Origin of the sequence: Xanthomonas sp. NCPPB 1062 (genome assembly GCF_041481705.2) — a bacterium.
Taxonomy (GTDB): Bacteria; Pseudomonadota; Gammaproteobacteria; order Xanthomonadales; family Xanthomonadaceae; genus Xanthomonas; species Xanthomonas euvesicatoria.
This window is the reverse complement of the sequence record NZ_CM192987.1, coordinates 4,247,593-4,273,763: the sequence shown is the minus strand read 5'-3', so window position 1 is coordinate 4,273,763 and position 26,171 is coordinate 4,247,593. Positions and strand designations below refer to the sequence as shown.

Genomic DNA, 26,171 nt, shown 5'->3' with positions numbered 1-26,171 from the left:
TGACCGCCGGGCTGAATCGGGCCCCACTGCAGCCCATCCGGCGCGCGCCTGCACTACATTAAGCAACCATCTATCGAGGATTGCCGATGCGCCCCTCCCGCCTGCTGACCAGTGCGCTGCTGCTCGCCCTGCCCACGCTCGCCACCGCGCAGACCGCGCAGCGGCCCGAAGTTCAGGCCGCTGCCGCCCCGCTGCAGGCCAAGCTGGTGCAATGGCGCCGCGACTTCCACCAGCATCCGGAGTTGTCCAACCGCGAGGAGCGCACTGCCGCCACCGTGGCCGCGCAGCTGCGCAAGCTGGGCCTCAAGCCGCGCACCGGCATCGCCCATCACGGCGTGGTGGCCATCATCAAGGGCGGTAAGCCGGGGCCGAAGATCGCGCTGCGTGCCGACATGGACGCGCTGCCGGTGAAAGAACAGACCGGGCTGCCGTTCGCTTCCAAGGCCACCGCCGAATACCGCGGCGAGCAGGTCGGGGTGATGCACGCCTGCGGCCACGATGCGCATACCGCGATCTTGCTCGGCGTGGCCGAAGCGCTGGTGGGCATGCGCGAGCAGTTGCCCGGCGAAGTGATGCTGATCTTCCAGCCCTCCGAAGAAGGCGCGCCCGGCAACGAAGAGGGCGGCGCCTCGCTGATGCTCAAGGAAGGCCTGTTTGCCGATTTCAAGCCGCAGGCGGTGTTTGGCCTGCATGTGTTCTCCAGCGTGCAGGCCGGCAAGATCGCGGTGCGCAGCGGCCCGCTGATGGCGGCCTCGGACCGCTTCGCGATCAAGATGATCGGCCGCCAGACCCACGGCTCGGCGCCGTGGAACGGCATCGACCCGATCGTGGCCAGCGCCGACCTGATCGGCGCCGCGCAGACGGTGATCAGCCGCCGCGCCAACCTCTCCAAGCAGCCGGCGGTGCTCAGCTTCGGCGCGATCAAGGGCGGCATCCGCTACAACATCATCCCCGACGATGTGGAAATGGTCGGCACCATCCGCACCTTCGACGAGGGCATGCGGCAGCAGATCTTTGCCGATCTCAAGAACGTGGCCGAACACACCGCCGCCGCGCACGGGGCCAAGGTCCAGGCGCAGGTGCCGGATCAGCCAGGCAACCCGGCTACCGTCAACGACCCTGCATTGACTGCGAAGATGCTGCCCAGCCTGCAGGCCGTGGTGGGTGCCGACAATGTGTACGAGCCGCCGTTGCAGATGGGCGCGGAAGATTTCTCCTTCTACGCCCAGCAGGTGCCGTCGATGTTCTTCTTCGTCGGCTCCACCGCCAAGGGTATCGATCCGGCCACCGCACCCAGCAACCATTCGCCGCAGTTCCTGCTGGACGAGTCGTCGCTGGATGTGGGCTTGCGCGCGCTGTTGCAGGTGTCGCTGGATTATCTGCAGCAGGGGTGAATTGGGAATCGGGAATGGGGAATCGGGAATCGTCTGCGGCTGGGCGATTCTCGCTTCCGGCGGCGGTGCGGGGTGATTGGGCACGAGCGATGCTCTGCGAGTGCTCCCTTGGCCCGTGATACGCCTCGCCATACACCTCACGGCCAGCCCGTGCGGCCTAAAATGGCGGCATGAATACCCCAGAAGATTCCACCCTCGGTCGTGAGGTCGCCTATCCGAGCGGCTACGACCCGTCGTTGCTGTTTCCGATTCCGCGTGCGGCCGGGCGCCAGGCCATCGGGCTGACCGGCGACCTGCCGTTTATCGGCCGCGATCGCTGGCACGCCTACGAACTCAGCTGGCTCGATGCACAAGGCAAGCCCTGCGTGGCCACCGCCACCTTGCATGTGCCCTGCGATTCGCCTTCGCTGATCGAATCCAAGTCGCTCAAGCTGTATCTCAACTCGCTCAACGCCACCCGCTTCAACAGCGCCGAAGCGGTACGCGCGCGCATTGCCACCGACCTGTCCACGCGCGCCGGCGCCGATGTGGCGGTGGAGTTCGGCCTGCCGCCGATCGATGCGGTCGGCGAGGGCGAATCGATCGATGCGCTGGATGTCAGCATCGACGATTACGGCCCGCCGAACGCGGCCTATCTCTGCGCACGCGCGCAGCCAGCGGTGGAAGAAGTGCTGACCTCGGCCTTGCTCAAATCCAATTGCCCGGTGACTGGTCAGCCGGATTGGGCCAGCGTCACCTTGCGTTACCGCGGCGCACCGATCGATCGCGAGGGATTGCTGCGTTATCTGGTGAGTTTCCGCGACCACGCCGAGTTTCATGAGCAATGCGTCGAGCGCATTTTCAACGACGTGCTGACCCAGTGCGCGCCGCAGTGGCTGGTGGTGGAAGCGCGCTACACACGTCGTGGCGGCCTGGACATCAACCCGCTGCGCAGTTCGGCCAGCGTGCCGACGCCGCTGTCGATCTTCCGCGACCTGCGCCAGTAGATCGCGCCCATGCGGGATCGCGCGGGCTTCACGGCGGCGCGATCCACGCTTAACAGCGCCCCGCGCACCCTGCTGACACCGCGATGCACAGGGATTGCAGCAATGAGTGTCGACAAGAAAGCAGATTTCTCCAACGTCACCTCATCGGTCGATAGCACCGCTAAAGTGACGCCTGCGCCGGATTTTTCCAACGTGCGCATCAGTGTGCAAAGCACCGCGCAGCTTGTTGAAGAATCGGTCACCGTCCAGGCCGGCGACAGCCTCTCCAGTATTGCCAAGCGCCATCGGGGCGACGGCAATCTGTGGCCACGTATTTTCGAAGCCAACCGCGAAACGCTGCAGGATCCGGACAAGATCTTTCCCGGGCAGGTACTGCGCCTGCCTGCAAAGTCGTAATCGCAGGTCGGCGTCCAGTCTCGCTGGCGGCGGCACGATTCAACACACCTAGACACCCACTCGAGCACTGCGACTGCAGATGTTCTGGCTACCGGAGAATCGATTTATGCGTATCACCTCTGTTTCGAGCAGCTTGGCCCTTGCCCTGGCCGGCGTTCTCGCAGTGTCCGGCTGCAGCAAGAAGGCCGACGACGACAGCGTTTCCAAGGACCCCACGTCCGGTGCCGCAACCGACGCGATGCCGGGCCCGGCTGCCACCCCGCCGGCGAGCGATCAGGCCGCCCAGGGTAGCTCCACCGGTGCGGCCAGCACCGATGGCGGTACTGCGATGGGCAGCGCAGTGACGGTGTCCAGCGTGGCGGTCGGCACCCAGGCCGCGGCGGACAAGACGGTGACGCCGGCCACCAGTGTCGGCAGCAAGGACACCATCATCGTCTCGGTCAAGACCGACGGCAGCGCCAGCAACGTGGCCGTGTCGGCGAAGCTGACCTACCAGGATGGCCAGGTGGCCGGCGAACAGAATGCGACGTTGAATACCACCGGTGCGGAAACCACCAACCTGAGCTTCAGCAAGCCCGATGGCTGGCCGGCCGGCACCTACACCGCGCAGGTGATGGTGGACGGCAAGCCTGCAGGTAATCCGCAGACCATCACCGTCAAGTAAGGATGGGTGATGCAATGGCGATGTGCAGCCTCGGCCGCGCGTCGCCACTGCTTCAGTCAACGAGTGGCTCGACGTTGCACCGAGCTACCCAAGCAGGGCGCGACCGATGACGTCGCGCCTTTTTGTTGCATCGCATTTGTTACAGCTGCATCCATGTCGATTGCCCTGGTGACGGGATGAAGCATCCGCCTGTGGTCGCTTTACCCGGACGCGGCTCAGACGCGACAATGCCGTGCTGATCCATAGCCGCATCCAACGCGCTGGTTAACCGGTGTGCATCAACGACCCCGTCGCGCGCACCACTGCCATCGTCCGTGAATGCCGGCGCTCCTCCCGACCACAAGAGCCATCGCACCTCATGTCGAAGACACCGAAGATCCTGTACACGCTCACCGACGAAGCACCCTACCTGGCCACGCAGTCGCTGCTGCCGATCATCGATGCCTACACCGATACCGCCGGCATCGTGGTCGAAACGCGCGATATCTCGCTGGCCGGCCGCATTCTGGCGCTGTTTCCCGAGCATTTGAGCGACACGCAGAAGATCGCCGACGACCTGGCCGAACTGGGTGAGCTGGCCACCACGCCGGAAGCCAACATCATCAAGCTGCCCAACATCAGCGCCTCGGTGCCGCAGCTCAAGGCCGCGATCAAGGAACTGCAGGGCCAGGGCTATGCATTGCCGGCGTATCCGGATGAACCCAAGGATGCCGCGGAAAAAGACATCAAGGCGCGCTACGACAAGGTCAAGGGCAGCGCGGTGAATCCGGTGCTGCGCGAGGGCAATTCCGATCGTCGTGCACCGCTGTCGGTAAAAAACTATGCGCGCAAGCATCCGCACCGCATGGGCAAGTGGAGCCGCGATTCCAAGTCGCACGTGTCGCACATGGAGTCTGGCGATTTCTTCGGTAGCGAACAGTCCACCACGCTGGCCGACGCCGGCACGCTGAAGATCGAGTTCGTGGACAACGATGGCAGCAGCACCGTGCTGAAAGACAAGGTGGCGGTGAAGGCGGGCGAAATCGTCGACGCTGCCGTATTGAGCAAGCGTGCGCTGGCCAGCTTCATCGACGCGCAGATTGCCGATGCCAAGGCCCGCGACGTGCTGTTCTCGGTGCATCTGAAAGCCACCATGATGAAGGTCTCCGATCCGGTGCTGTTCGGCGTGGTGGTCGGCGAGTTCTACAAGGACACGCTGAGCAAGCATGCCGATGCGCTCAAGTCGGTCGGCTTCGATCCCAACAACGGCATCGGCGATCTGTACGCACGTATCACGTCGCTGCCGGAAGCGAAGCAAACCGAAATCAAGGCCGATATCCAGGCCGAATACGCGCAGCGCCCGGGCCTGGCGATGGTCAATTCGGACAAGGGCATCACCAACCTGCATGTGCCCAGCGACGTGATCGTCGATGCTTCCATGCCGGCGATGATTCGCGACTCCGGCCAGATGTGGAATACCCAAGGCAAGTTGCAGGACACCAAGGCGGTGATTCCGGACCGCTGCTATGCCGGCGTGTACCAGGCGGTGATCGACGACTGCAAGGTGCATGGTGCGTTCGATCCGGCCACGATGGGTTCGGTGCCCAACGTGGGGCTGATGGCGCAGAAGGCCGAAGAATACGGCTCGCACGACAAGACCTTCCAGCTGGCCGCTGCCGGCACCGTCAAGGTCACCGATGGCAACGGCAAGACGGTGTTCGAGCACGCCGTGGAAGCCGGCGATCTGTGGCGCATGTGCCAGGTCAAGGACGCGCCGATCCGGGACTGGGTGAAGCTGGCCGTGGAGCGCGCCCGCCTGAGCGAGACGCCGGCCGTGTTCTGGCTGGACAAGGCGCGCGCACACGATGCGCAGGTGATCGCCAAGGTCGAGCAGTATCTGAAGGATCACGACACCAACGGCCTGGATATCCGCATCCTGCCGCCGGTGGAAGCGACCACGTTCTCGCTGGAGCGCATCCGCAAGGGTCAGGACACCATCTCGGTCACCGGCAACGTGCTGCGCGACTACCTCACCGATTTGTTCCCGATCATGGAGCTCGGCACCAGCGCCAAGATGCTCTCCATCGTGCCGCTGATGGCCGGTGGCGGCCTGTTCGAAACCGGTGCCGGTGGTTCGGCGCCCAAGCATGTGCAGCAGTTCGTCGAAGAGAACTGCCTGCGCTGGGATTCGCTGGGTGAATTCCTGGCCCTGGCCGCGTCGCTCGAGCATCTGGGCAACCGTTACGACAATCCGTCGGCCACGGTGCTGGCCAAGGCGTTGGATGTCGCCAATGGTCAGTTCCTGGACAACAACAAGTCGCCTGCGCGCAAGGTCGGCGAGCTCGACAACCGCGGCAGCCACTTCTATCTGGCCATGTACTGGGCGCAGGCCCTGGCCGCGCAGACCGAAGACACGGCGTTGCAGGCCAAGTTCGCGCCGCTGGCCAAGGCCCTGACCGAGAACGAAGCCACCATCGTGGGCGAACTCAACGGCGCGCAGGGCAGGCCGGTGGAAATTGGCGGTTACTACCATCCCGACCTGGCCAAGGTCAGCGAGGCGATGCGGCCGAGCAAGACCTTCAACGACATCCTGGCCACGCTGAAAGCCTGAGTCGCCGCACCGCCTGCGGTTCCGCATGGCGTGTTCAAGGCCCGTCTCGCAAGAGGCGGGCCTTGTCGTTTCAGCGAAACGGCGACAATGCCGTCACGCCACGCAGCAGGCGTCGGCTGAGCCGCGCCATGCGTCGCTCGCGCCGGCGTTGCGAAGGCGGATCGGTCATTGTCTGAACGTCTTGCCGTGGCTCCGCGGGAGATTCCGGCGATTCCATTGAGGTCTGCCCTTGCATCGCGTCCACTGCCGTGTCCGGTTCCGACAGGCGCTGGGCCAGTGCCACATCGGCAATGTGGCCGTGCTGAAACAACAGTTCGCTAAAGATGCGCATGACCCACCTCCACTTGAGTGGAATCCACGGTAGGCGCAGGCTAGGGGACGTAAAAGCGAGACTTTTACAAGTGAGTCTTGAAATCCATTCAAGGGTTGGCCATGTCGCGTCCGCCGCTTCACGCATTGCAAGGCTTCGTCAGTGCGGTACGCCTGGGCAACCTGTCGCGCGCTGCTGGCGCGATGCATCTGACCGTCAGCGCACTTAGTCACCAGATGCGCGCGCTCGAACAACGGCTGGGGTATCCGCTGCTGCAACGGCATGCGCGCGGCGTCACCGCCACGCCGCAGGGCCAGCAACTGCTCGACCGCATCGCACCGCACCTGGACGCCATCGCCGAGGCATTCGAGCCATTCGGTGCGCGTCGCGAAGATACCCTGACCCTGAGTCTCACGCCGTCGATGGCATCGGCCTGGCTGGTGCCACGCCTGGGCGAATTTCTGGCCATTCATCCCACCATCGAAATCAACCTGCTGTCGAGCGAGCGGCTGGTGGATTTCGAGCGCCAGCAGCAGGTGGATGCCGCCATGCGCATCGGCGCCGGGCAATGGCCTGGCGTCATCGCCGAGCCCTTGTTCGACGAATGGCTGGTGCCGATGGCAAGCCCGGCCCTGATCGCCCGCATGGGCGGCGTGGAGGCGCCACCATTGCATCAGTGGCCATTGCTGGGCGACCCGGATGACGCCTGGTTGCGCTGGTTTGCCGCGTTCGGCGGCGATGTGCCGCGACGCTATGTCGCCGTACTCGACGAATCGGAGGCACACCACCGTGCCGCCCTGGATGGCGTCGGCGTCGCACTGGGCCGCGTGACGCGCGCACGTCTGTTGCTGGCGTCCGGCCAGCTGGTGGCGTTGTCCACGCAACGGCTCAAGACCAGTTGGTCGCATTACCTGGTGTATCCGCCACGTTCCAGCACGCATGGCGGGTTTCTTGCGTTTCGCACCTGGCTGCAGGGCCAGGCGCGCGAACACGCCGCGCATGCGCAGCAGGCGACCGCCATGCCACTTGCCGCGCGCCGCAAGCGCTCCGGGACACTGCCGCCATGAGTCATCCACCCTTGCCACCACAATCCGAGCGCCGCGCGCTGGCGATCGCCCAGGCCGTGTACGAAGCGTTCGAGGACTATCACGCGCGCTTTTCCGAAATTACCGCACGCGCCAAACAGCGGTTCGAAACACGTGACTGGAGCGGCGCGCGCGAAGACGCAGTAGCGCGCATCGCGCTGTACGACCAATACATCGCCGAATGCATGTTGCGCCTGCGCGCAGTACTGCTGGGTCAGGCGCACGATCGCGCGCTGTGGATGCGCGCGCGCGATCATTACGCCGCCTTGCTGAGCGGGTTGATCGACCAGGAGTTGTACAAGACGTTCTACAACACCCTGACCCGGCGCTACTTCGGTACCCACGGCGTCGATGCCGATATCGAATTCATCGCCCTGGATATCGAACCGACCGACGCCATCACCGTGCCTGTTGCGCGCCACACCTATGCGGTCTCGCCCGGCCGCCTGACCGACATGCTGGTGCGGGTGCTCGGCGACTACGCGTTCGCCGTACCGTATGCGCACCGCACCCGCTGCGCGGCCGCCATCGCGGTGCGTCTGCTCGACGACCTTGCGCATTGGGGCGAGCATCCGGTGCGCAGCGTGGAATTACTGGAGACGGTGTTCTATCGCGAGCGGCGCGCGTATCTGGTCGGACGCGTGTTCGGCGAACATCGCTTTTCGCCGTGCGTGATCGCGCTGATCAACGACGAGGCAGGCCTGCGCGCCGAAGCGGTGTTGACCCGGCGCAGCGATGTCGCGCAATTGTTCAGTAACTCGCGTAGCTATTTTCAAGCCGACCTGTCCACTGTCGGCGACGCGGTGGTGTTCCTGCGCAGCCTGCTCACCCACAAGCCGGTCGATGAGCTATACACGATGCTGGGTCGCGCCAAGCAGGGCAAGACCGAGCGTTACCGCACGTTTTTCAGCCATTTTCAGGCGCATCCGTCCGAACAGCTGGTGCACGCCGATGGCACTCCCGGCATGGTCATGGTGGTGTTTACGCTGCCCAGTTATCCGCTGGTCTTCAAACTCATTCGCGACCGCTTTGCGTATCCCAAAACCATGAGCCGCGCGCAGGTAGAGGGCAAGTACGAACTGGTCTTCCAGCTCGACCGCATCGGCCGCCTGCTCGACGCGCAGCCGTATCGCTTCCTGCGCTTCCCCAAGGCGCGCTTTTCACCGGCGTTGCTGCAGGAACTGCAGACCAGCTGCGCGATGAGCCTGAGCGAAGACGGCGACGATGTCCTGATCGCACTGTGCTATGTGCAGCGCCGGTTGCGCCCGTTGAATTTGTACCTGCGCGAACAATTGCCCGAAGCCGCGCATGCCGCAGCGCTGGACTACGGCCAGGCCATCAAGGACATGGCGCGCAACAACATCTTTCCCGGCGACATGTTGCTGAAGAATTTCGGCATTACCCGCCATCAGCGCGCGGTGTTCTACGACTACGACGAGCTGTGCCTGATCACCGAATGCAACTTCCGCGATTGGCCAGTACCCGCCACTTACGAAGAACAGATGGCCGCAGAACCCTGGTTCCATGTCGGCCCGCGCGACGTCTTTCCCGAGCGCTTCGCCTTGTTCATGGGCCTGCCCGCCTCGCAACTGGAAGCGGTCAAGCACCAGCACCCGGAACTGTTCGACCCACGCTGGTGGCGCGACCTGCAGAGCCGGCTGCGCGAAGACGATTATCCCGACACCCCGCCCTATGCGGAGTCGCGCAGGCTGGCCTAGAGCGTGTGATGTACGTTGAGATGAGTGCGAAGCGTCCCGTGGCGCGTCGAGACAAGGCGCGCCACGCGGTATCGGCGCGCCACCGGGCGCTTCCCGAAGGGTTGGTCGTCAGCGGCAGCGCGCACCGCGCAGCTTGCCTTGGCGCCAGCCAAGCCGGCGCTACGCAGCACCCGCTCCGCACCGCGGGCGGCCAACGCATCTCTTCTCAACATGCATGACACGCTCTAGTGATTTACCGGCAGCGGCAACACTGGTACAACGCACGCTACATCATCAGGGAGTGCGGTCATGCAATGGAAGCAGCGTTTCAGTCTTGGCATCTTGCTGGCATTGAGCAGCATCGCAGCGACCCGCGCAAGTCCAGGCGCAGAACAGGCGCACATGCAGATTGAGGCCAGCATGAATGTGGCAGGCGAGTTGACCCTGACCCCGGACGGCACGGTCACGGCAGTGAAGCTTGCCGACGAAGCGAGTTTGCCGCCGGCAGTGCGCGAGCGGATCAAGCGTTCGGTCGCATCGTGGCGCTTCGACCCTGTGCGCGACAACGGAAGCGCCTTGCCCGCGCAGTTGCCGATGAGCCTGCTGCTGGTCGCCAAACAGGGGGAAGGGGAAAATTATCTGGTGTCGATCCGTAGCGCGCATTTTGGCGGCCAGGCGCAGGACGCGACGAGTGTGCGCACCAACGACATGCGGCCGCCGCGCTACCCCGAAGCGGCGTTTCGGGCCGGTGCCACCGGCGTGGTCTATCTGATGCTCAAGATCGGGCGCGACGGCAAGGTCCAGGATCTGATCGCAGAGCAAGTCAACCTGACATCCCTCGTGCCGGAATCCAAACGTGCACGGTTGCGCCAGGCGTTTGCCGATGCGGCCTCGACGAAGGCGCGTGCATGGACGTTTCTGCCGCCGACAGAGGGTCCGGACGTCAAGGCGCCGTACTGGGTCATGCGTGTTCCGGTCAGCTTCGACATCGGAACGTCGCCACCCGATCTGATCGCCGCACAACAGGCCCAGAAATGGCGTTCGTATCTGCCTGGCCCCCGTCAGGCCGCCCCATGGGATGAACAGCGCGGCGCAGCGACATCGAGCGACAGCCCGGATGCCCTGCCTGCCAGCGGGTTGTTCTCCGCACGCGGGGAAGGTGTTCGCCTGGTCACGCCGCTGCAAGGAAGTTGAGCGCGGCTCACAGAGCTGACAGAGAAGGCTAAAGCCTGCGCAACGGTCGCCTCGCACAAAAAAGCCCCGCAATGCGGGGCTTTTTCGTCTCGATGAACCGACTGGACTCAGCGCTTCATCGAACTGAAGAACTCGTCGTTGGACTTGGTGGTCTTCATCTTGTCCAACAGGAATTCCATTGCCGCGATTTCGTCCATCGGGTGCAGCAGCTTGCGCAGGATCCAGATCTTCTGCAGCAGTTCCGGCTCGATCAACAGATCTTCGCGGCGCGTGCCCGAACGGTTGATGTCGATTGCCGGGTACACGCGCTTTTCGGTGATGCGACGGTTCAGGTGCACTTCGCTGTTGCCGGTGCCCTTGAACTCTTCGTAGATCACCTCGTCCATCTTGCTGCCGGTTTCCACCAGCGCCGTGGCGATGATGGTCAGCGAGCCACCTTCTTCCACGTTACGCGCCGCACCGAAGAAACGCTTCGGGCGGTGCAGGGCGTTGGCGTCCACACCGCCGGTGAGCACCTTGCCGGAGCTGGGCACCACGTTGTTGTAAGCGCGCGCCAGGCGGGTGATGGAGTCCAGCAGGATCACCACGTCCTTCTTGTGCTCGACCAGGCGCTTGGCCCGCTCGATCACCATCTCGGCGACCTGCACGTGACGCGCAGCCGGCTCGTCGAACGTGGAGGAGATGACTTCGCCGCGCACGGTGCGCTGCATTTCGGTCACTTCTTCCGGACGCTCGTCGATGAGCAGCACGATCATGTGCACTTCGGGATGATTGGTGGTGATGGCCGTGGCCACCTGCTGCATCATCATCGTCTTACCGGCCTTGGGCGGGGAGACGATCAGCGCACGCTGACCCTTGCCCTGCGGTGCCATCAGATCCAGGATGCGGCCGGTGATGTCCTCGGTGGAGCCATCGCCACGCTCCAGACGGAAGCGGCGGCGCGGGAACAGCGGGGTCAGGTTCTCGAACAGGACCTTGTTCTTGCTCGCTTCCAGAGGCTCGCCGTTGATGGTGTCGACGATCGACAGCGCGAAATAGCGTTCGCCGTCCTTGGGGAAGCGGATGCGGCCGGACAGGTGGTCGCCGGTGCGCAGGTTGAAGCGACGGATCTGGCTGGGCGAGATATAGGTATCGTCCGGGCCGGCCAGGTAGCTGGCTTCTGCCGCACGCAGGAAACCGAAGCCGTCGGGCAGGATTTCCAGCACGCCATCGGCGGCAACGCCTTCACCGTGACGGGTCAGCACCTTGAGCAGGGCGAAGATCACGTCCTGCTTGCGCGCACGCGCCACGCCTTCCTGGATGTTGAGTTGGTCGGCGATGTCCAGCAGCTTCTGCGCCGGCATCCGCTTGAGGTCGCTCAGCGAATACACCGGAAAACCTTCCGGCACGGCCGGATGCGGACGCGCGATGAACGGCTCGTTGTTGCCGTCGGACGAGGGCATGCCGCCGTCGTTGCCGAAGCGGTCGCGCGGGCCGCGGTCGCGGCGGTTGCGGAACCGGTCACGGCGGTTGCCCTGCTGGTTCTGGCCTTGCTGGTTTTGTCCCTGACCCTGACCGCCCTGGCCTTGCTGATTCTGGCCGGCGTTCTGGTTCTGGCCCTGCTGCTGACCTTGGCCCTGGTTCTGGCCTTGATTCTGGTTCTGCTGTTGCTGCGCCTGGTTGAAGCGCTGCTGCTGCGACTGGCCACCCTCGCGGGGCTCGCCGTGGGTGTCGCCGCCGTGGCTGGCGCTGGGCGCCTGACCGGCGTGTGCGCCATCGCTGGACGTCTGCGCCGGTGCCGGATCGGCAGCGCGCGACGGTGCCTGCGGGGCACGGGGTGCTTCGGGTGCGGGACTGGTGGGCAAGGGCAGGTTGGGCTGCTGTGCGCCAGCCTCTTCAGTGGCGGCGGCGGTCTTGCTCACGCGCGGCTTGCGCACGCGCTTCTCGACGGGAGCGTCGACGCTGCTCCCGGTATCGGAGGAAGGATGATCGGACAAGTGCGTGATTCCTCGCTAAGGTGCGAGCGCCCAACTAGGGGGCGAACTGGTGGTAGATGGGAGTCTAGAAGAGCTTCTAGAGGGGTGCGGCGGCGCACGAACGTGTGCCGGACCAACTGACACTATCACCGCCGCGCGTGACCGCGCAAGCGTCTTCCCGGGCATGATTTAACTGCCGGCGCATCATCGGGCGCCCATTGCTGGACGCCCGCTTGCTCAGGCGGCCGCGCCACCCAGGGTCTTGTCGATCATCTGGGTCAGCTGGCCCTTGCCGACGGCACCGATCTGGGTCGCCTGCACCTGCCCGTCCTTGAACAGCAACAGCATCGGGATCGAGCGCACATGGTACTTGATGGCCAGCGCACGGTTCTGGTCCACATTCACCTTGGCGACCTTGAGGCGGCCCTGATAGGTGTCGGCCAGATCGTCCAGCACCGGGGCGATCATCTTGCACGGGCCGCACCACTCGGCCCAGAAATCCACCAGAACCGGTTCGCCCGATTGCAGTACAGCTGTGTCGAAGTCGGCATCGCCGACATGTTGAACCTTATCGCTCACCTTGGGTCTCCTGGAAACCAAAACGGCCCACCCGAACGGGCAGGCCGCTACATTGCGCTAAACTGGGGCATTGCGCGACTGAATCAAGTGTCAGTCCTGAAGCCGCGCTGTCCGCCACAACAGCCGCAGTTTGCGACGCTGTCGGCATCGATGCAAGCCGCGCCCGGGCTGCCCAGGGCGCCTCACGAAGACGGAATAATGAGCGACAAACCGCTGACCGATGTGACCTTTTCCTCGTTCGATCTGCATCCGGCCTTGATCGCCGGGCTGGAGAGCGCCGGGTTTACCCGCTGTACCCCGATCCAGGCGCTGACCTTGCCGGTCGCGCTGCCGGGCGGCGATGTCGCCGGCCAGGCCCAGACCGGTACCGGCAAGACCTTGGCGTTCCTGGTCGCGGTGATGAATCGGCTGCTGATCCGCCCGGCCCTGGCCGACCGCAAGCCGGAAGACCCGCGCGCGCTGATCCTGGCGCCGACCCGCGAGCTGGCGATCCAGATCCACAAGGACGCAGTGAAGTTCGGCGCCGACCTTGGCCTGCGCTTTGCGCTGGTCTATGGCGGGGTGGATTACGACAAACAGCGCGAACTGTTGCAGCAGGGCGTGGACGTGATCATCGCCACCCCGGGCCGCCTGATCGACTACGTCAAGCAGCACAAGGTGGTCTCGCTGCACGCCTGCGAGATCTGCGTGCTGGACGAGGCCGACCGCATGTTCGACCTGGGCTTCATCAAGGACATCCGCTTCCTGCTGCGGCGCATGCCCGAGCGCGGCACCCGGCAGACGTTGTTGTTCTCGGCCACGCTCAGCCACCGCGTGCTGGAGCTGGCCTACGAGCACATGAACGAGCCGGAAAAGCTGGTCGTCGAAACCGAAAGCATCACCGCTGCGCGGGTGCGCCAGCGCATCTATTTCCCCTCCGACGAAGAGAAGCAGACGCTGCTGTTGGGCTTGCTGTCGCGCAGCGAAGGCGCGCGCACCATGGTGTTCGTCAATACCAAGGCGTTCGTGGAGCGCGTGGCGCGCACCCTGGAGCGGCACGGCTACCGGGTCGGCGTGCTGTCGGGCGATGTGCCGCAGAAGAAGCGCGAGTCGCTGCTCAACCGCTTCCAGAAAGGCCAGCTCGAAATCCTGGTCGCCACCGACGTGGCTGCGCGCGGTCTGCATATCGATGGCGTCAAGTACGTCTACAACTACGACCTGCCGTTCGACGCCGAAGACTACGTCCATCGCATCGGCCGCACCGCGCGCCTGGGCGAAGAAGGCGATGCGATCAGCTTCGCCTGCGAACGCTATGCGATGAGCCTGCCGGACATCGAGGCCTATATCGAGCAGAAGATCCCGGTCGAGCCGGTGACGTCCGAACTGTTGACGCCGCTGCCGCGTGCGCCACGCGTGCCGGTGGAAGGCGAAGAGGCCGACGACGACGCTGGCGACAGCGTGGGCACGATCTTCCGCGAAGCGCGCGAGCAGCGCGCCGCCGAAGAACAGCGTCGCGGTGGCGGGCGCAGTGGCTCGGGCGGGTCGCGCAGCGGCAGTGGCGGTGGTCGCCGCGAAGGCGCCGGTGCCGATGGCAAGCCGCGTCCGCGTCGCAAGCCACGGGTGGAAGGCCAGGCGCCTGCAACTGCGGCGTCGACCGAACATCCGGTCGTTGCCGCAGCGGCGGGACAGGCACCTTCCGCGGGCGTGGCCGATGCCGAGCGCGCGCCACGCAAGCGTCGGCGTCGTCGTAACGGTCGTCCGGTCGAGGGTGCCGAGCCGGCAGTGGCATCCACGCCGGTTCCCGCACCTGCCGCACCGCGCAAGCCCACCCAGGTGGTTGCCAAGCCGGTGCGTGCCGCCGCCAAGCCGTCGGGCAGCCCCTCGCTGCTCAGCCGGATCGGCCGCCGACTGCGTTCGCTGGTCTCAGGCAACTGACCGTTTGCGGCACTGATCGCATCGCCGCGCATCGGCGATGCGACGCAAGCACTGACGCTCCGGCATAATCGCTGAATGACCGTTCTGCGTTTCGACAACGTCAGCAAGCACTACGCCGGTGGCCACCAGGCGCTGACCGATGTCAGCTTCGAAGTGGCCGATGGCGAGATGCTGTTCGTGACCGGCCACTCCGGCGCCGGCAAAAGTACCTTGCTCAAATTGATCCACCTCAGCGAACGCCCGAGTCAGGGCGCGGTACTGCTGGGCGAACGTAACCTGCTCAAGGTACGTGGCCGGCAGATTCCGCTGCATCGGCGCCAGGTGGGTGCGGTCTATCAGGACCACCGTCTGCTCAACGACCGCAGCATCGCCGAGAACGTGGCCCTGCCGCTGATCTTGCGCGGCACCCGGCGTGCCGAGATCGGCAAGCGCGTGCGCTCGGCATTGGAGCGCATCGGTCTGGCCCATCGCGAGAAAGCCCTGCCGTCGCAATTGTCTGCCGGCGAGCAGCAACGCGTGGGCATCGCGCGCGCCATCGTCGGCGAACCGCGGCTGCTGGTGGCCGACGAGCCCACCGGCAATCTCGACCCGGCACTGGCCGCGGAAATCATGCAGTTGTTCGCCGAACTTCCGGCCCGTGGCACCAGCGTGCTGGTGGTCAGCCACGACCTGGCGCTGCTCAAGCAGATGCGCAAGCGCGTGCTGATCCTGGATCACGGCCGCCTGGTCGACGACATCTCGCCGCAGGACCTGGCCGAATGAGCAAGCCCGCCAATACCGAAACCGTCGCGCCGTCGCGGCTCGGCGTCTGGATCGACCACCATCTGCACAGCATTGCCTTCAGCCTGGGCCGTGCGATGCGCAAGCCGTGGGCCACGTTGCTGACCATCGTGGTGATGGCCCTGGCCCTGGCCCTGCCGCTGGGGCTGTCGATCGCGCTGGATAACGTCAAGCTGCTGGCCGGCAGCGTGCAGCAGTCGCGCGAGATCAATCTGTTTCTGAAGGTCGACGTGGCTGCCGAGGCGGCGCAGGCGCTGGCCGGCGAGCTGCGTGCACGCCCGGATGTCGCCAAGGTCACGCTGCGCACGCCGGAGCAGGGCTTGGCCGAGCTGCGCGAGAGCGCCAAGCTCGATGAAGCGGCCGATGCGCTGGGCGACAACCCGCTGCCCACCTTGCTGATCGTCACTCCCGCCGATGCGACCGACGACGCGCAGCTGGCCAATGCGCTGCAGGCGCTGCCGCAGACCGATCAGGTGCAGCACGATGCGCTGTGGCGCAAGCGCCTGGATGGCTGGTTGCACTTCGGCGAGCGCCTGGTCCAGGTGTTGTCTGCCCTGCTCGGGATCGGTGCGGTGCTGGTGGTCGGCAACACCGTACGGCTGGACATTCAGTCGCGGCGCGAGGAAATCGGCGTGCTGCAGTTGCTCGGCGCCAGCGATGGCTTCATCCGTCGCCCGTTTTTGTATCTGGGCGCGTGGTACGGACTCGGCGCCGGTGCTGTCGCGCTCGCTCTGATCGCCGCCTCGGGCCTGGCATTGCGTGCGCCGTTGGCGACATTGGCCGACAGTTACGGCAGTTCTTTTACCCTGCACGGGCTGGATCTGTTGCATTCTGCGATGGTGCTGGTCGGCACCTTAGTCCTGGGTTGGTTGGGTGCCTGGCTGGTGACCGGCCATTTCCTTCGCCAGACCCGTCCTACCGAGACCTGAGGCCTGCCATGCATCCACCAGATCTCAAACACCTGATCAGCGACGCACCGCGCGTGATGGTGGTCGATGGTTCCAAGTTGGTGCGCAAGCTGATTGCCGACGTGCTCAAGCGCGACCTGCCCAATGTGCAGGTGATCGGCTGTTCCAACATTGCCGAAGCGCGGCAGGCGCTGGAAGCCGGCGCCGTGGATCTGGTCACCACCTCGCTGTCGCTGCCCGATGGCGACGGCCTGACCCTGGCGCGCAGCGTGCGCGAAACCGCCGGGCAGGCCTATGTACCGGTAATCGTGGTCTCCGGCGATGCGCAGCAGCATCTGGTGGAGCGCCGATTCACCGAGTACGTCACCGATTATTTCGACAAGGCGCTGGGCCATGAAGCCCTGGCGACCTTCATCCGCGGCTACGTGCAGCCCGAGCCGGTGGTGGGGGCGACCGTGCTCTACATCGAAGACAGCCGCGTGGTGGCCGAGGCGACCAAGCGCATGCTCGAACGCCAGAGCCTGAAAGTGGTGCACGTGCTCACCGCCGAAGATGCCTTTGCGCTGCTCACTGCCGAATCGCTGGGCCGCACCGAGCGCCGCATCGACGTGGTGCTGACCGACGTGACCCTGAAAGGCGAGCTCAACGGCCGCGACGTGGTCGAGCGTATCCGCATCGATTTCGCCTACGGCAAGCGCCGCCTGCCGGTGCTGGTGATGACCGGCGACACCAACCCGCGCAATCAATCCGACTTGCTGCGCGCCGGTGCCAACGATCTGGTGCAAAAACCGATCGAAGAGCGCCTGCTGGTGACCAAGGTGTTGTTCCAGCTGCGCCTGGCACGCCTGGAGGATCAGGCTGTCACGCTATGACTGAAGGGGAGGGACGCATCCAGCTGGAACCGTCGTGGAAGGCAAAAGTGGGCGACTGGCTGCTGCGCCCGCAGATGCAGGAGTTGTCGGCATTCCTGCGCCAGCGCAAGGCGGCCGGAGCGCGGGTGTTTCCGCCCGGCCCGCAGATCTTCGCCGCCTTCGACGCCACCCCGTTCGAGCAGGTCAAGGTAGTGATCCTGGGCCAGGACCCGTATCACGGCGAAGGTCAGGCGCATGGCCTGTGCTTCTCGGTATTGCCCGGCGTGCCGGTGCCGCCGTCGCTGCTCAACATCTACAAAGAGATCCAGGACGACCTGGGGATCGCGCGGCCGGATCACGGCTACCTGATGCCCTGGGCGCGCCAGGGCCTGCTGCTGCTCAATGCCGTGCTGACGGTGGAGCAGGGGCGCGCCGGCGCCCACCAGAACAAGGGCTGGGAAGGCTTCACCGATCATGTGGTGGACACCCTCAATCGCGAGCGCGAAGGGCTGGTGTTTCTGCTGTGGGGCAGCTATGCGCAGTCCAAGGGCAAGGTCATCGACCAGGCACGCCATCGGGTCTTGAAGGCGCCGCATCCTTCGCCGCTGTCGGCGCACCGCGGCTTCCTGGGCTGCCGGCATTTTTCCAAGACCAACGACCATTTGCGGCGGCGTGGTCTGAGCCCGATCGACTGGTCGCTGCCACCGCGCAGCGCACTGGACACCACCTCCACCGGCGCCTGAACGACGCTGGCGGCATCCTGGTGCGCAACCAATTTGTCACGGTTTGCACAGGGGCTTGGTGATACCGTAAGCCTCGAATTTGGGGTGCCGGGCTGTAGAACACCGGTGATGCCAAAGACCCGAACGTTCTATAAATGGAATGCTGGGAACTCTTTCTGTACCCGGCAGTCCAATAGTTCGACTGCTAAGATGGTGCCTATGAACCAGACTACCTCGACTGCCCTTGTGGCAAACAATCTCCCGATTCCCAGTGCGCTCGGTTCGCTGGACGCCTACATCGGTGCCGTGCACCAGATCCCGGTGCTGTCGGTCGATGAGGAGCAGGATCTGGCCCGTCGCTTCCGCGACGAGCTGGACCTGGACGCCGCGCGCGAACTGGTCCATTCCCACCTGCGCTTCGTGGTGCACGTGGCCCGCGGCTACAACGGCTACGGCCTGCCGCTGGGCGACCTGATCCAGGAAGGCAATATCGGCCTGATGAAGGCGGTCAAGCGCTTCGACCCGGACATGGGCGTGCGCCTGGTCAGCTTCGCGGTGCACTGGATCCGTGCCGAGATGCACGAGTTCATCCTGAAGAACTGGCGCATCGTCAAGGTCGCTACCACCAAGGCGCAGCGCAAGCTGTTCTTCAACCTGCGCAAGTCCAAGACCCGTCTGGGTTGGCTCAATGCGTCGGAAGTGACTGCGGTTGCCAAGGACCTGAACGTCTCCGAGCGTGAAGTGATGGAGATGGAGTCGCGCCTGTCCGGTCGCGATATCGGTTTCGACGCGTCGTCGGACGAAGACGACGATCACGGCCCGCCGTCGCCGGTGAGCTATCTGGTCGCCAATGAAGAAGACCCGTCGCAGGCGTACGAGCGTCACGACAGCGAAGACAACCAGCTGCAGCTGCTGCGCGAAGGCATGGCTGGACTGGATGTGCGTTCGCGCGACATCGTCAAGCGCCGTTGGCTGGATTCCGATTCGAAAGTGACGCTGCAGGAACTGGCAGACGAATACGGCGTCTCGGCCGAGCGTATCCGCCAGATCGAAGCCAATGCGCTGAAGAAGATGAAGGCGCTGTTCGTCGCCTGACCCTGTCGGTCTTGCGCGAGTGGTTGTACAGACGGCCCGGTTTTCCGGGCCGTTTGCATATGTGGTGTTACGCGATTGCTACTCCGGCGGGCGCGCCACCGGCAGATGCCAGCCGTAGCGGATGGCCATGAAGCGCAGGCCGAAACACACGCCGGCGCCGGTCGCCAACGACCAGGCCTGCGGCACATCCAGGACGTGCCCGATCGCGACCAGCCCGCCACCGGCGAGCGCGGCGACCGCATACAGTTCGGCCTGCAACACCACCGGCGTGCGTGCCACCAGCAGATCGCGCGCGATGCCTCCGCCGATGCCGCTGAGCATGCCCAGCAGCGTCGCGCTGAGTGGGCTGAGGTGATAGTCCAGCGCCTTGCTGGTGCCGTAGACCGCAAACAGCGCCAATCCGGCCGCATCGAAGAGTTGCACCGGGTTGCGCAGCCGCTCCACCGCTGCATGCCAATAGAACCCGGCCACGCCGGCCAGGCAGGCCACCAGCAGATACTGCGGCTGCACCAGCGCGGCCGGCGGGGTGGCGCCGATCAGCACATCGCGCACGATGCCGCCGGACACCGCTGCCGCGCAGGAGAGCACCAGCACGCCGAACAGGTCCAGGCGGTTGCGCACCGCCAAGGTCGCTCCGCTCAGGGCGAACACGAAGGTGCCGAGCAGATCCAGCAGGAACAGGACAGTTGCCACGATCGGGTCGTCGAATCAGGCCGCACAGCATCGCACGGCCTGCGCCGCTATCACCCGTCCTTGCTGCTGGGCGGCGGGTCGTCGGCGGCGCCGCCGAAGATGATGCGTGCGGCGCGCTGGTAGCTCCAGTACGCCATCGCCCAGTTCACCAGCACCACGAACCGGTTGCGGAAGCCGATCAGAAAGTACACGTGCGCAGCCAGCCAGAACCACCAGGCGACGATGCCGGACAACTTGAGCTTGCCCACATGCACGATGGCGGCCATGCGGCCGATCGTGGCCAGGTTGCCGTAGTCCTGGTAGCGAAACGCCGGGGCGGTCTGGCCGCGCTGCCGCGCCCGGATCGCCTTGGCGATGTGCTTGCCCATCTGCTTGGCGGCCGGCGCCACGCCCGGCACCGGGCGGCCGTCCTGCTGCACCGAGGCCAGATCGCCGCCGACGAAGATGTCCGGGTGGCCCGGTACGCTGAGGTCGGCCTCGACCAGCACGCGGCCGGCGCGATCCAGCGGCACGCCCAGCGTACGCGCCAGCGGCGAGGCGGCCACGCCGGCGGCCCAGACCACGGTGCGTGCCGGCACGAAGGTGTCGCCGAGCTGGTAGCCCAGCGCATCGATCTGCGTGACCGGAGTCCCGGTGTGCACCTCCACGCCCAGACGTTCCAGCTGCTTGCGCGCCTTGGCGGTGAGATCTTCCGGAAACGAGGGCAGCACGCGCGGACCGGCTTCGACCAGGCGCACGCGCGCCTGCCGCGGGTCGATGTGGCGGAACTCGTTCTTGAGCGTGTGGCGGGCGATTTCGGCCAGGGTGCCGGCCAGTTCGACGCCGGTGGGCCCGCCGCCGACCACGGCAAAGCTCAGCCAGGCGGCGCGTGCGGCAGGGTCGGATTCGGCTTCTGCGCGCTCGAAGGCCAGCAGCAGCTTGCGCCGCAGCACCAGCGCGTCGTACAGCGTTTTCAGGCCGGGGGCGTGTTCGGCCCACTGGTCGTTACCGAAATAGGCATGGGTGGCGCCGGTGGCCAGCAGCAGCATGTCGTAGCCGAGCGTGCTGCCATCGGCCAATACCACCTCGCGGCGGTCTGGTGCGATATCGGTGACATCGCCGAGCAGTACTTCGACATTGCGTTGCTCGCGCAGGATGTGCCGGAGCGGCGCGGCGATGTCCGGTGCCGACAGGCCGGCGGTGGCCACCTGGTACAGCAGCGGCTGGAACAGGTGGTGGTTCTGGCGGTCGACCAGGGTGATGCGGATGCCGGGGTCGTCGAGCGCGCGGGTCGCCCATAAGCCGGCGAATCCGCCGCCGACCACAACCAGATGCAGCGGAGCTTGGGAGGGGGGAGAGGTCATCGTGAGGTCCGATGGAGTGCGACGCGGGCCCATCAGGATGCCGCATCGGCAATGAACATGCCGCGTGAGCGCGGCCCGCCTGCGGCATCATGTCGCATCTCCCGCTTCCGGCCAGCCCATGTCCTCGCTCCCGCCGCCGTTGCCGCCGTTGTCGTCTGTGCAACCTGCTGCACCGTCGCCGGCAGCTGTCGCCCCAAAGTCGCTCAGTAGTGTGGCGATCGGGCTGATTGGCGTGGCGACGTGCGTGGTGCTGATGGCGATGCTGGTGTTTGGCGCGCTCATCTGGCTGATGTCGACCGGTTGGTCGTTGTTTGCCGATCAGGCGCGCAGTGCGCTACAGGCCGATGCCGTGGTGCAGGAACATATCGGGCAGATCCGCGACATGCGGGTGGATCTGTATCGCACCAGTCTGGCACCGGGGAGCGATGAGTTCGTGTTCGATGTGCAAGGCGATCGCGGCACCGGGCGCGTGCACGCCACCTGGGTCAGCGACGGTGCCGAACGCGAGATCCTGAGTACGGGCGTGCTCACGCTGCGCGATGGTACCGAGTACACATTGCCGGCCGAGACCGACGTGGAGGAGAGTGAGATGGACACCGACACCGACTTCAAGACCGAATCTGCGAACTCCCTGGAGCAATGAGCATGATCGACAACCCCGACAAACGCATCGCGCTGCTGATCGACGCGGACAATGCGCCGGCCGGCAAGATCGACGTGGTGCTGGCCGAAGTGGCGCGCTACGGCGTGGCCAACGTGCGCCGCGCCTACGGCAACTGGAAGAGCCCGCACTTGAAAGGTTGGGAGGCGGCATTGCACGACTACGCGATCCGGCCGATCCAGCAATTTGCCTACAGTTCCGGCAAGAACGCCTCGGACATGGCGATGGTGATCGATGCGATGGACCTGTTGTACGCGCGCAATCTGGATGGATTTGCGATCGTCTCCAGCGATGCCGATTTCACGCCGCTGGTGATGCGGCTGCTGACCGACGGCATGAAGGTCTATGGCTTCGGCGAGAAGAAGACACCGGCGCCATTCGTCAATGCGTGCTCCAAGTTCACCTATGTCGAGGCGCTCGGGCAACAGGCTGCAGCGGCCAGCGAAACGGCTGCCGGTCGCAAGGACGCCACCGCATTACGCAGCGATACGCGTCTGGTCCAAATGCTACGCAATGCGATCGTCAGCGCCTGCGAAGACGATGGTTGGGCGCTGCTGAGTGCGGTCGGCAAGCAGGTGGCCAACCAGGCCTCGTTCGATCCACGCAACTATGGCTATCGCAAACTCAGCGATCTGGTACGCGCGATCGGCTTGTTCGAGATCAGGCAGGACGAACAGGCGTTGTGGGTGCGCGACGCGCCCAAGGGTGGACGCAGCGGCGCGAAAACCGCAGTGCCTGCCGCAGCGGCGCCGTCACCGGCCAACAAGCGCGCGGCGCGCGCACCCGCCAAGCCTGCTCCGGGGAAATGACGATGACGCATGCAGCCAGCGACCACACACCGCCGACGATCACGCTGTGGGGGCGGCGCAATTCCAGCAATGTACGCAAGGTGCTGTGGTGCGCCGAAGAAGCCGGCGTGGCCTACGCCTCGATCGAAGTGGGCGGCGCGTTCGGGGGCAACACCACGCCGGAATATCGCGCGCTGAACCCGAACGGGCTGGTGCCGACACTGCAGGATGGCGCGCTGGTGTTGTGGGAATCCAACGCGATCGTGCGCTATCTGGCCGCGCAATATGCGCCGGCGTTGTATCCGCATGCGCCGGCCGAGCGCGCGCTGGGCGACCGCTGGATGGATTGGACCACTTCCACTTTCGCTGGAGTGTTTCGCGACCTGTTCTGGGGCGTTTTGCGCACGCCCGAGGCCGAGCGCGATCACGCACGCATCGCTGCGGCGTTGACCCACTCGGGTGAGTTGCTGGCACGTGCCGATGCGGCATTGGCGCAACAGCCGTACCTGTCCGGCGAGCAGTTCGCGATGGGCGATATTCCGCTGGGCAGCTTCATCTACGCGTGGTTCGAAATGCCGATCGAGCGACCGGAATTGCCGCATCTGCAGGCGTGGTATGCGCGCCTGCGTGCGCGGCCGGCGTACCGGCGCGCGGTAATGACCGCGCTGACCTGAGTGTCGCGCCGACGCTGAGTCAATGCGATTCATGACAGGCACCGCCTGAGCTGCCGACCCGGCACGTTGCTGCAAGCAAGTGGGCCTTGTACATCACGCAGACAGGTAGCCTGCAGTGCTGTAGGAGCGCACCCGGGCGCGAGGGCATTCCCGTCATGCCGCATCGCGCCCGGGTGCGCTCCTACCAAGGATCACGCCACGTGCGCTCAATGACCTGGGCACAGCGCGCAAGACGTGGGTCTGGCTTCTGCTCCATGGTCGATACGCCGTGCGCTAATACAAGTCGATCGGGTCCACATCCAGCGACCAGCGCACACGGCGGGCTTGCGGTAGCGCATAGATGGCCGGCAGTTGGGTGTCGAGCAGGCGATGCAATGCCGCGCGTTGTTGCGCCGACAACAGCAGCTGCGTGCGCTGGAAACCGGCGCGGCGCGGCATCGGTGCCGGCATCGGGCCGTAGCATTCCACTGCGGCAAACGCCGGCGATTGCGTGCCGGGGTCGGCGCTGGTCAAACCGCGCACCGCCAGCAGGAATTGATTGGCTGCGGCCACATCCTTGGCTTCGGCACGGAACAAGGCCAGGTGCGCGAAGGGAGGGAATCCGGCCGCTTCGCGCTGCTGCAGTTCGGCGTCGGCGAAGGCGTGGTAGCCGCCATTGACCAGGGTCTGCAGCAACGGGTGTTCGGGGTGATGGGTCTGCAACCAGACTTCGCCCGGCCGGTCGGCACGCCCGGCGCGTCCGGCCACCTGGATCAACTGCTGGGCCAGTTTTTCGGCGGCGCGGAAGTCGGCCGAGAACAGGCCTTCGTCGATGCCGACCACCACCACCATGGTCAGCCGTGGCAGGTCGTGGCCCTTGGCCAGGATTTGCGTGCCCACCAGGATGCCGGCCTCGCTGCCCAGGCGCGCCAGCTGGGTCTCCAGTGCGTCGCGACGCTGGGTGGTGCTGCGGTCGATGCGCACCACCGGGACGTCCGGAAACGCCTCGGTCAGGCGTTCTTCCAGTCGCTCGGTGCCGATGCCCTGCGGCTGCAGCGCGAGGCTGGCGCAGGCCGGGCAGGCCAGCGGTGCAGGTTGGCGCGCGCCGCAATGGTGGCACTGCAGACGGCGGCCGCCGGCATGCACGGTCATCGGGGTCTGGTGCAGCGGCGTGCTGCAGCGCTGGCAGGCCGCGGTCCAGCCGCAGTCGTGGCACAGCAGCACCGGTGCATAGCCGCGGCGGTTCTTGAACACCAGGACCTGTTCGCCGCGCGCCAGGGTGGCGCCGATACCGGCCAGCACCTCGGGCGACAGGCCGTCCTTGAGCGGGCGCTTGCGCACGTCGAGCACGCGTACGCGCGGCGGGCGCGCTTCGCCGGCGCGCCGCGACAGGCGCAGATGCTGGTAGCGGCCGGAATAGGCGTTGTGCAGGCTTTCCAGCGATGGCGTTGCACTGCCCAGTATCACCGGCACATCCAGCGCCTTGCCGCGTACCAAGGCGAAATCGCGCGCGTGATAGCGGATGCCGTCCTGCTGCTTGTAGCTGCCGTCGTGCTCTTCGTCGATCACGATCAGCCCGGCGTTGGGCAGCGGGGTGAACACCGCCGAGCGGGTGCCGACGATCAGCTTTGCCTCGCCGCGCCAGGCCGCCGCCCACACCCGCGCGCGTTCGCCATCGGACAGACCCGAGTGCAGTGCGTGCACCGGCACGCCCAGGCGGGTACGGAAGCGGCCCAGGGTCTGCGGGGTCAGGCCGATCTCCGGTACCAGCACCAACGCCTGCTTGCCGGCGGCCAGGCAGTCGGCGATCGCCTGCAGGTAGACCTCGGTCTTGCCGCTGCCGGTGACGCCGTCGAGCAGGTAGGTGGCAAAGCCACTATGCGCGCGGATCGCGGTGGCGGCGGCCTGCTGTTCGTCGTTGAGCGGCGGGCCGCTGCCGGGACGGGGCGGGATGCTGTCGGCCGGCACCGCCACGCGCTCGGCGTAGTGGCGTTTGGCCAGGCTGCGCGCTGCCTGCCGCCATTGCGGCAGTAGTGGATCCAGTTGCTCTTCGCCCACTGCGCCGGTGAGCAGCAGGGTCGCCAACAGGGCGGGACGGCTGCCCGCGCGCAGGCTGGCGGCACCGCTGTGGCCGGCTTCGGTCAGCTGCCAGGCCCAGGCGTGGGTGTCGGCCAGCGGTTCGCCGCGGCGCAGCGGGCCGGGCAGGGCGCTGGTCTGGGCCTCGCCGAGCGGAGCGTGGGTGTAGCGGGCCAGCCAGTGCAGCGAGCGGGCCAGTTCATCCACCAGCAGCGGGGCCTGGTCGCACCACGCCAGTGCCGGGCGCAAGCCGTCGGCCGCGGGCAGTTGCCCGATCTCCACCACCACCCCGACCAACTCGCGCGGCCCGAACGGCACCCGCACCCGGCAGCCGACCCGCGCCGGGTCCGTCAACGGCGCATCGGTCGGAGGCAGATAGTCGAACAATTGGGGCAGCGGCACCGGCAAGGCGACGCGCAGGGTGGCGACGGTCGAAGTCATCCGACCAGTCTACCGACCCTGTCCAGAGGCCGGCGGCCGCCCCCAAATCGGCCCGAATCCAACCCGAGCCAGCGGCCGCGGTTCTGTGACGGAAGTGATAAATACGACGTAAACCTATGTGAGGGTTAAGGAAACGGGTTTATCCACACTGGCTGTGGATAAACCTGTGAATTAGTGTCGTGCTCCACGCTGTGACGATGGATTCACTAGCCTCTGCAACCTCTTGGACATTTTTTAGCCAACATGCATAAGTCAATAAATTTCAATCACTTAGGCGTGAAACACGAATGCAACAAAGAAAAAACAACAGTTGACAGACGCTTGCGTATCGGTATGTCTGCCGCTGTGCACAACCCGCCGCGGCGGCAGGCACGGCCGGTGTGAAGGCGGAGCGGG

General features: G+C 65.6%; 23 protein-coding genes. 17 read left to right on the top strand and 6 right to left on the bottom strand.

Translation table 11 applies throughout. From position 1 onward, the window contains the following. Nucleotides 1-86: 86 nt before the first annotated feature. The 5 genes from ACCQ16_RS18355 to ACCQ16_RS18335 all read left to right on the top strand — a co-directional run bounded on the left by ACCQ16_RS18355 (nucleotide 87) and on the right by ACCQ16_RS18335 (nucleotide 6,030). Entirely contained in the window at nucleotides 87-1,394 is a 1,308-nt protein-coding gene (locus ACCQ16_RS18355; RefSeq protein WP_277573235.1) for a M20 family metallopeptidase, read from the top strand. 170 nt (nucleotides 1,395-1,564) lie between these two features. Beyond that, nucleotides 1,565-2,380: an NADPH-dependent 7-cyano-7-deazaguanine reductase QueF gene (gene queF, locus ACCQ16_RS18350; RefSeq protein WP_372380067.1), complete on the top strand. Its 816-nt coding sequence runs from the start codon at nucleotides 1,565-1,567 to the stop codon at nucleotides 2,378-2,380. A gap of 102 nt (nucleotides 2,381-2,482) precedes the next feature. Next, nucleotides 2,483-2,776, top strand: coding sequence for a LysM peptidoglycan-binding domain-containing protein (locus ACCQ16_RS18345; protein ID WP_372380361.1), 294 nt, complete (start codon nucleotides 2,483-2,485; stop codon nucleotides 2,774-2,776). A 106-nt stretch (nucleotides 2,777-2,882) separates the two neighbouring features. Next, a complete protein-coding gene (locus ACCQ16_RS18340) occupies nucleotides 2,883-3,440 on the top strand; it encodes a hypothetical protein (protein WP_136733299.1) in 558 nt (185 codons plus the stop codon). Between the two features lie 358 nt (nucleotides 3,441-3,798). Then, nucleotides 3,799-6,030 (top strand): NADP-dependent isocitrate dehydrogenase, encoded by a 2,232-nt coding sequence (locus ACCQ16_RS18335; RefSeq protein ID WP_218489108.1) that lies wholly within the window; start codon nucleotides 3,799-3,801, stop codon nucleotides 6,028-6,030. A 70-nt stretch (nucleotides 6,031-6,100) separates the two neighbouring features. On the opposite strand, the gene ACCQ16_RS18330 is transcribed toward ACCQ16_RS18335, so the two are convergent. Further along, nucleotides 6,101-6,361: a hypothetical protein gene (locus ACCQ16_RS18330; protein WP_372380066.1), complete on the bottom strand. Its 261-nt coding sequence runs from the start codon at nucleotides 6,359-6,361 to the stop codon at nucleotides 6,101-6,103. A gap of 101 nt (nucleotides 6,362-6,462) precedes the next feature. On the opposite strand from ACCQ16_RS18330, the gene ACCQ16_RS18325 reads away from it, so the two are divergent. The 3 genes from ACCQ16_RS18325 to ACCQ16_RS18315 all read left to right on the top strand — a co-directional run bounded on the left by ACCQ16_RS18325 (nucleotide 6,463) and on the right by ACCQ16_RS18315 (nucleotide 10,316). Beyond that, the gene (locus ACCQ16_RS18325) at nucleotides 6,463-7,407 is read left to right on the top strand and encodes a LysR substrate-binding domain-containing protein (protein ID WP_218489110.1); all 945 of its coding nucleotides are present in this window, start codon (nucleotides 6,463-6,465) and stop codon (nucleotides 7,405-7,407) included. After that, a complete protein-coding gene (gene aceK, locus ACCQ16_RS18320; RefSeq protein WP_209261743.1) occupies nucleotides 7,404-9,143 on the top strand; it encodes a bifunctional isocitrate dehydrogenase kinase/phosphatase in 1,740 nt (579 codons plus the stop codon). The genes ACCQ16_RS18325 and aceK overlap by 4 nt, the downstream gene beginning before the upstream one ends. Nucleotides 9,144-9,431: 288 nt before the next feature. Continuing rightward, nucleotides 9,432-10,316 (top strand): TonB C-terminal domain-containing protein, encoded by an 885-nt coding sequence (locus tag ACCQ16_RS18315; protein WP_277573233.1) that lies wholly within the window; start codon nucleotides 9,432-9,434, stop codon nucleotides 10,314-10,316. 107 nt (nucleotides 10,317-10,423) lie between these two features. On the opposite strand, the gene rho is transcribed toward ACCQ16_RS18315, so the two are convergent. Both rho and trxA read right to left on the bottom strand, forming a co-directional pair. Next, the gene (gene rho / locus ACCQ16_RS18310) at nucleotides 10,424-12,292 is read right to left on the bottom strand and encodes a transcription termination factor Rho (RefSeq protein ID WP_031425112.1); all 1,869 of its coding nucleotides are present in this window, start codon (nucleotides 12,290-12,292) and stop codon (nucleotides 10,424-10,426) included. 216 nt (nucleotides 12,293-12,508) lie between these two features. Next, the gene (gene trxA, locus ACCQ16_RS18305) at nucleotides 12,509-12,850 is read right to left on the bottom strand and encodes a thioredoxin TrxA (RefSeq protein ID WP_005923050.1); all 342 of its coding nucleotides are present in this window, start codon (nucleotides 12,848-12,850) and stop codon (nucleotides 12,509-12,511) included. A 198-nt stretch (nucleotides 12,851-13,048) separates the two neighbouring features. Here trxA and rhlB point away from each other — a divergent pair, with 198 nt between their 5' ends. From rhlB to rpoH, 6 genes are all read left to right on the top strand, one after another. Next, nucleotides 13,049-14,764, top strand: coding sequence for an ATP-dependent RNA helicase RhlB (rhlB, locus tag ACCQ16_RS18300; protein ID WP_008577362.1), 1,716 nt, complete (start codon nucleotides 13,049-13,051; stop codon nucleotides 14,762-14,764). 75 nt (nucleotides 14,765-14,839) lie between these two features. Continuing rightward, nucleotides 14,840-15,526, top strand: coding sequence for a cell division ATP-binding protein FtsE (gene ftsE, locus ACCQ16_RS18295; RefSeq protein WP_003484499.1), 687 nt, complete (start codon nucleotides 14,840-14,842; stop codon nucleotides 15,524-15,526). Next, on the top strand, nucleotides 15,523-16,473 hold the full coding sequence (gene ftsX, locus ACCQ16_RS18290) for a permease-like cell division protein FtsX (RefSeq protein ID WP_029820491.1): 951 nt from the start codon (nucleotides 15,523-15,525) through the stop codon (nucleotides 16,471-16,473). The genes ftsE and ftsX overlap by 4 nt, the downstream gene beginning before the upstream one ends. A gap of 8 nt (nucleotides 16,474-16,481) precedes the next feature. Continuing rightward, nucleotides 16,482-17,324: a response regulator gene (locus ACCQ16_RS18285; RefSeq protein ID WP_003484494.1), complete on the top strand. Its 843-nt coding sequence runs from the start codon at nucleotides 16,482-16,484 to the stop codon at nucleotides 17,322-17,324. Then, nucleotides 17,321-18,046 carry a uracil-DNA glycosylase gene (gene ung / locus ACCQ16_RS18280; RefSeq protein WP_277573232.1) on the top strand — a complete coding sequence of 242 codons (726 nt, stop codon included), beginning with the start codon at nucleotides 17,321-17,323 and terminating at the stop codon, nucleotides 18,044-18,046. The genes ACCQ16_RS18285 and ung overlap by 4 nt, the downstream gene beginning before the upstream one ends. Before the next feature lie 198 nt (nucleotides 18,047-18,244). Beyond that, the gene (gene rpoH, locus ACCQ16_RS18275; protein ID WP_014091236.1) at nucleotides 18,245-19,120 is read left to right on the top strand and encodes an RNA polymerase sigma factor RpoH; all 876 of its coding nucleotides are present in this window, start codon (nucleotides 18,245-18,247) and stop codon (nucleotides 19,118-19,120) included. Between the two features lie 78 nt (nucleotides 19,121-19,198). Here the strand turns inward: rpoH and ACCQ16_RS18270 are convergent, their stop codons facing one another. Together ACCQ16_RS18270 and ACCQ16_RS18265 are read right to left on the bottom strand one after the other, a co-directional pair. Then, nucleotides 19,199-19,813 (bottom strand): trimeric intracellular cation channel family protein, encoded by a 615-nt coding sequence (locus ACCQ16_RS18270; protein ID WP_011348802.1) that lies wholly within the window; start codon nucleotides 19,811-19,813, stop codon nucleotides 19,199-19,201. Nucleotides 19,814-19,863: 50 nt separating this feature from the next. Further along, the gene (locus ACCQ16_RS18265; RefSeq protein ID WP_008577165.1) at nucleotides 19,864-21,156 is read right to left on the bottom strand and encodes an NAD(P)/FAD-dependent oxidoreductase; all 1,293 of its coding nucleotides are present in this window, start codon (nucleotides 21,154-21,156) and stop codon (nucleotides 19,864-19,866) included. Nucleotides 21,157-21,274: 118 nt separating this feature from the next. Between ACCQ16_RS18265 and ACCQ16_RS18260 the strand changes: the two genes are divergently transcribed. The 3 genes from ACCQ16_RS18260 to ACCQ16_RS18250 are packed head-to-tail and all read left to right on the top strand — an operon-like array spanning nucleotide 21,275 to nucleotide 23,279. Next, on the top strand, nucleotides 21,275-21,799 hold the full coding sequence (locus tag ACCQ16_RS18260) for a hypothetical protein (RefSeq protein ID WP_041469847.1): 525 nt from the start codon (nucleotides 21,275-21,277) through the stop codon (nucleotides 21,797-21,799). Further along, entirely contained in the window at nucleotides 21,796-22,626 is an 831-nt protein-coding gene (locus ACCQ16_RS18255; RefSeq protein ID WP_031425101.1) for an NYN domain-containing protein, read from the top strand. The genes ACCQ16_RS18260 and ACCQ16_RS18255 overlap by 4 nt, the downstream gene beginning before the upstream one ends. Then, nucleotides 22,623-23,279 carry a glutathione S-transferase family protein gene (locus ACCQ16_RS18250; protein WP_008577169.1) on the top strand — a complete coding sequence of 219 codons (657 nt, stop codon included), beginning with the start codon at nucleotides 22,623-22,625 and terminating at the stop codon, nucleotides 23,277-23,279. Before ACCQ16_RS18255 ends, ACCQ16_RS18250 begins: the two co-directional genes overlap by 4 nt. Before the next feature lie 273 nt (nucleotides 23,280-23,552). On the opposite strand, the gene ACCQ16_RS18245 is transcribed toward ACCQ16_RS18250, so the two are convergent. Then, nucleotides 23,553-25,775, bottom strand: coding sequence for a primosomal protein N' (locus ACCQ16_RS18245; protein WP_008577170.1), 2,223 nt, complete (start codon nucleotides 25,773-25,775; stop codon nucleotides 23,553-23,555). Between the last annotated feature and the right edge of the window lie 396 nt (nucleotides 25,776-26,171).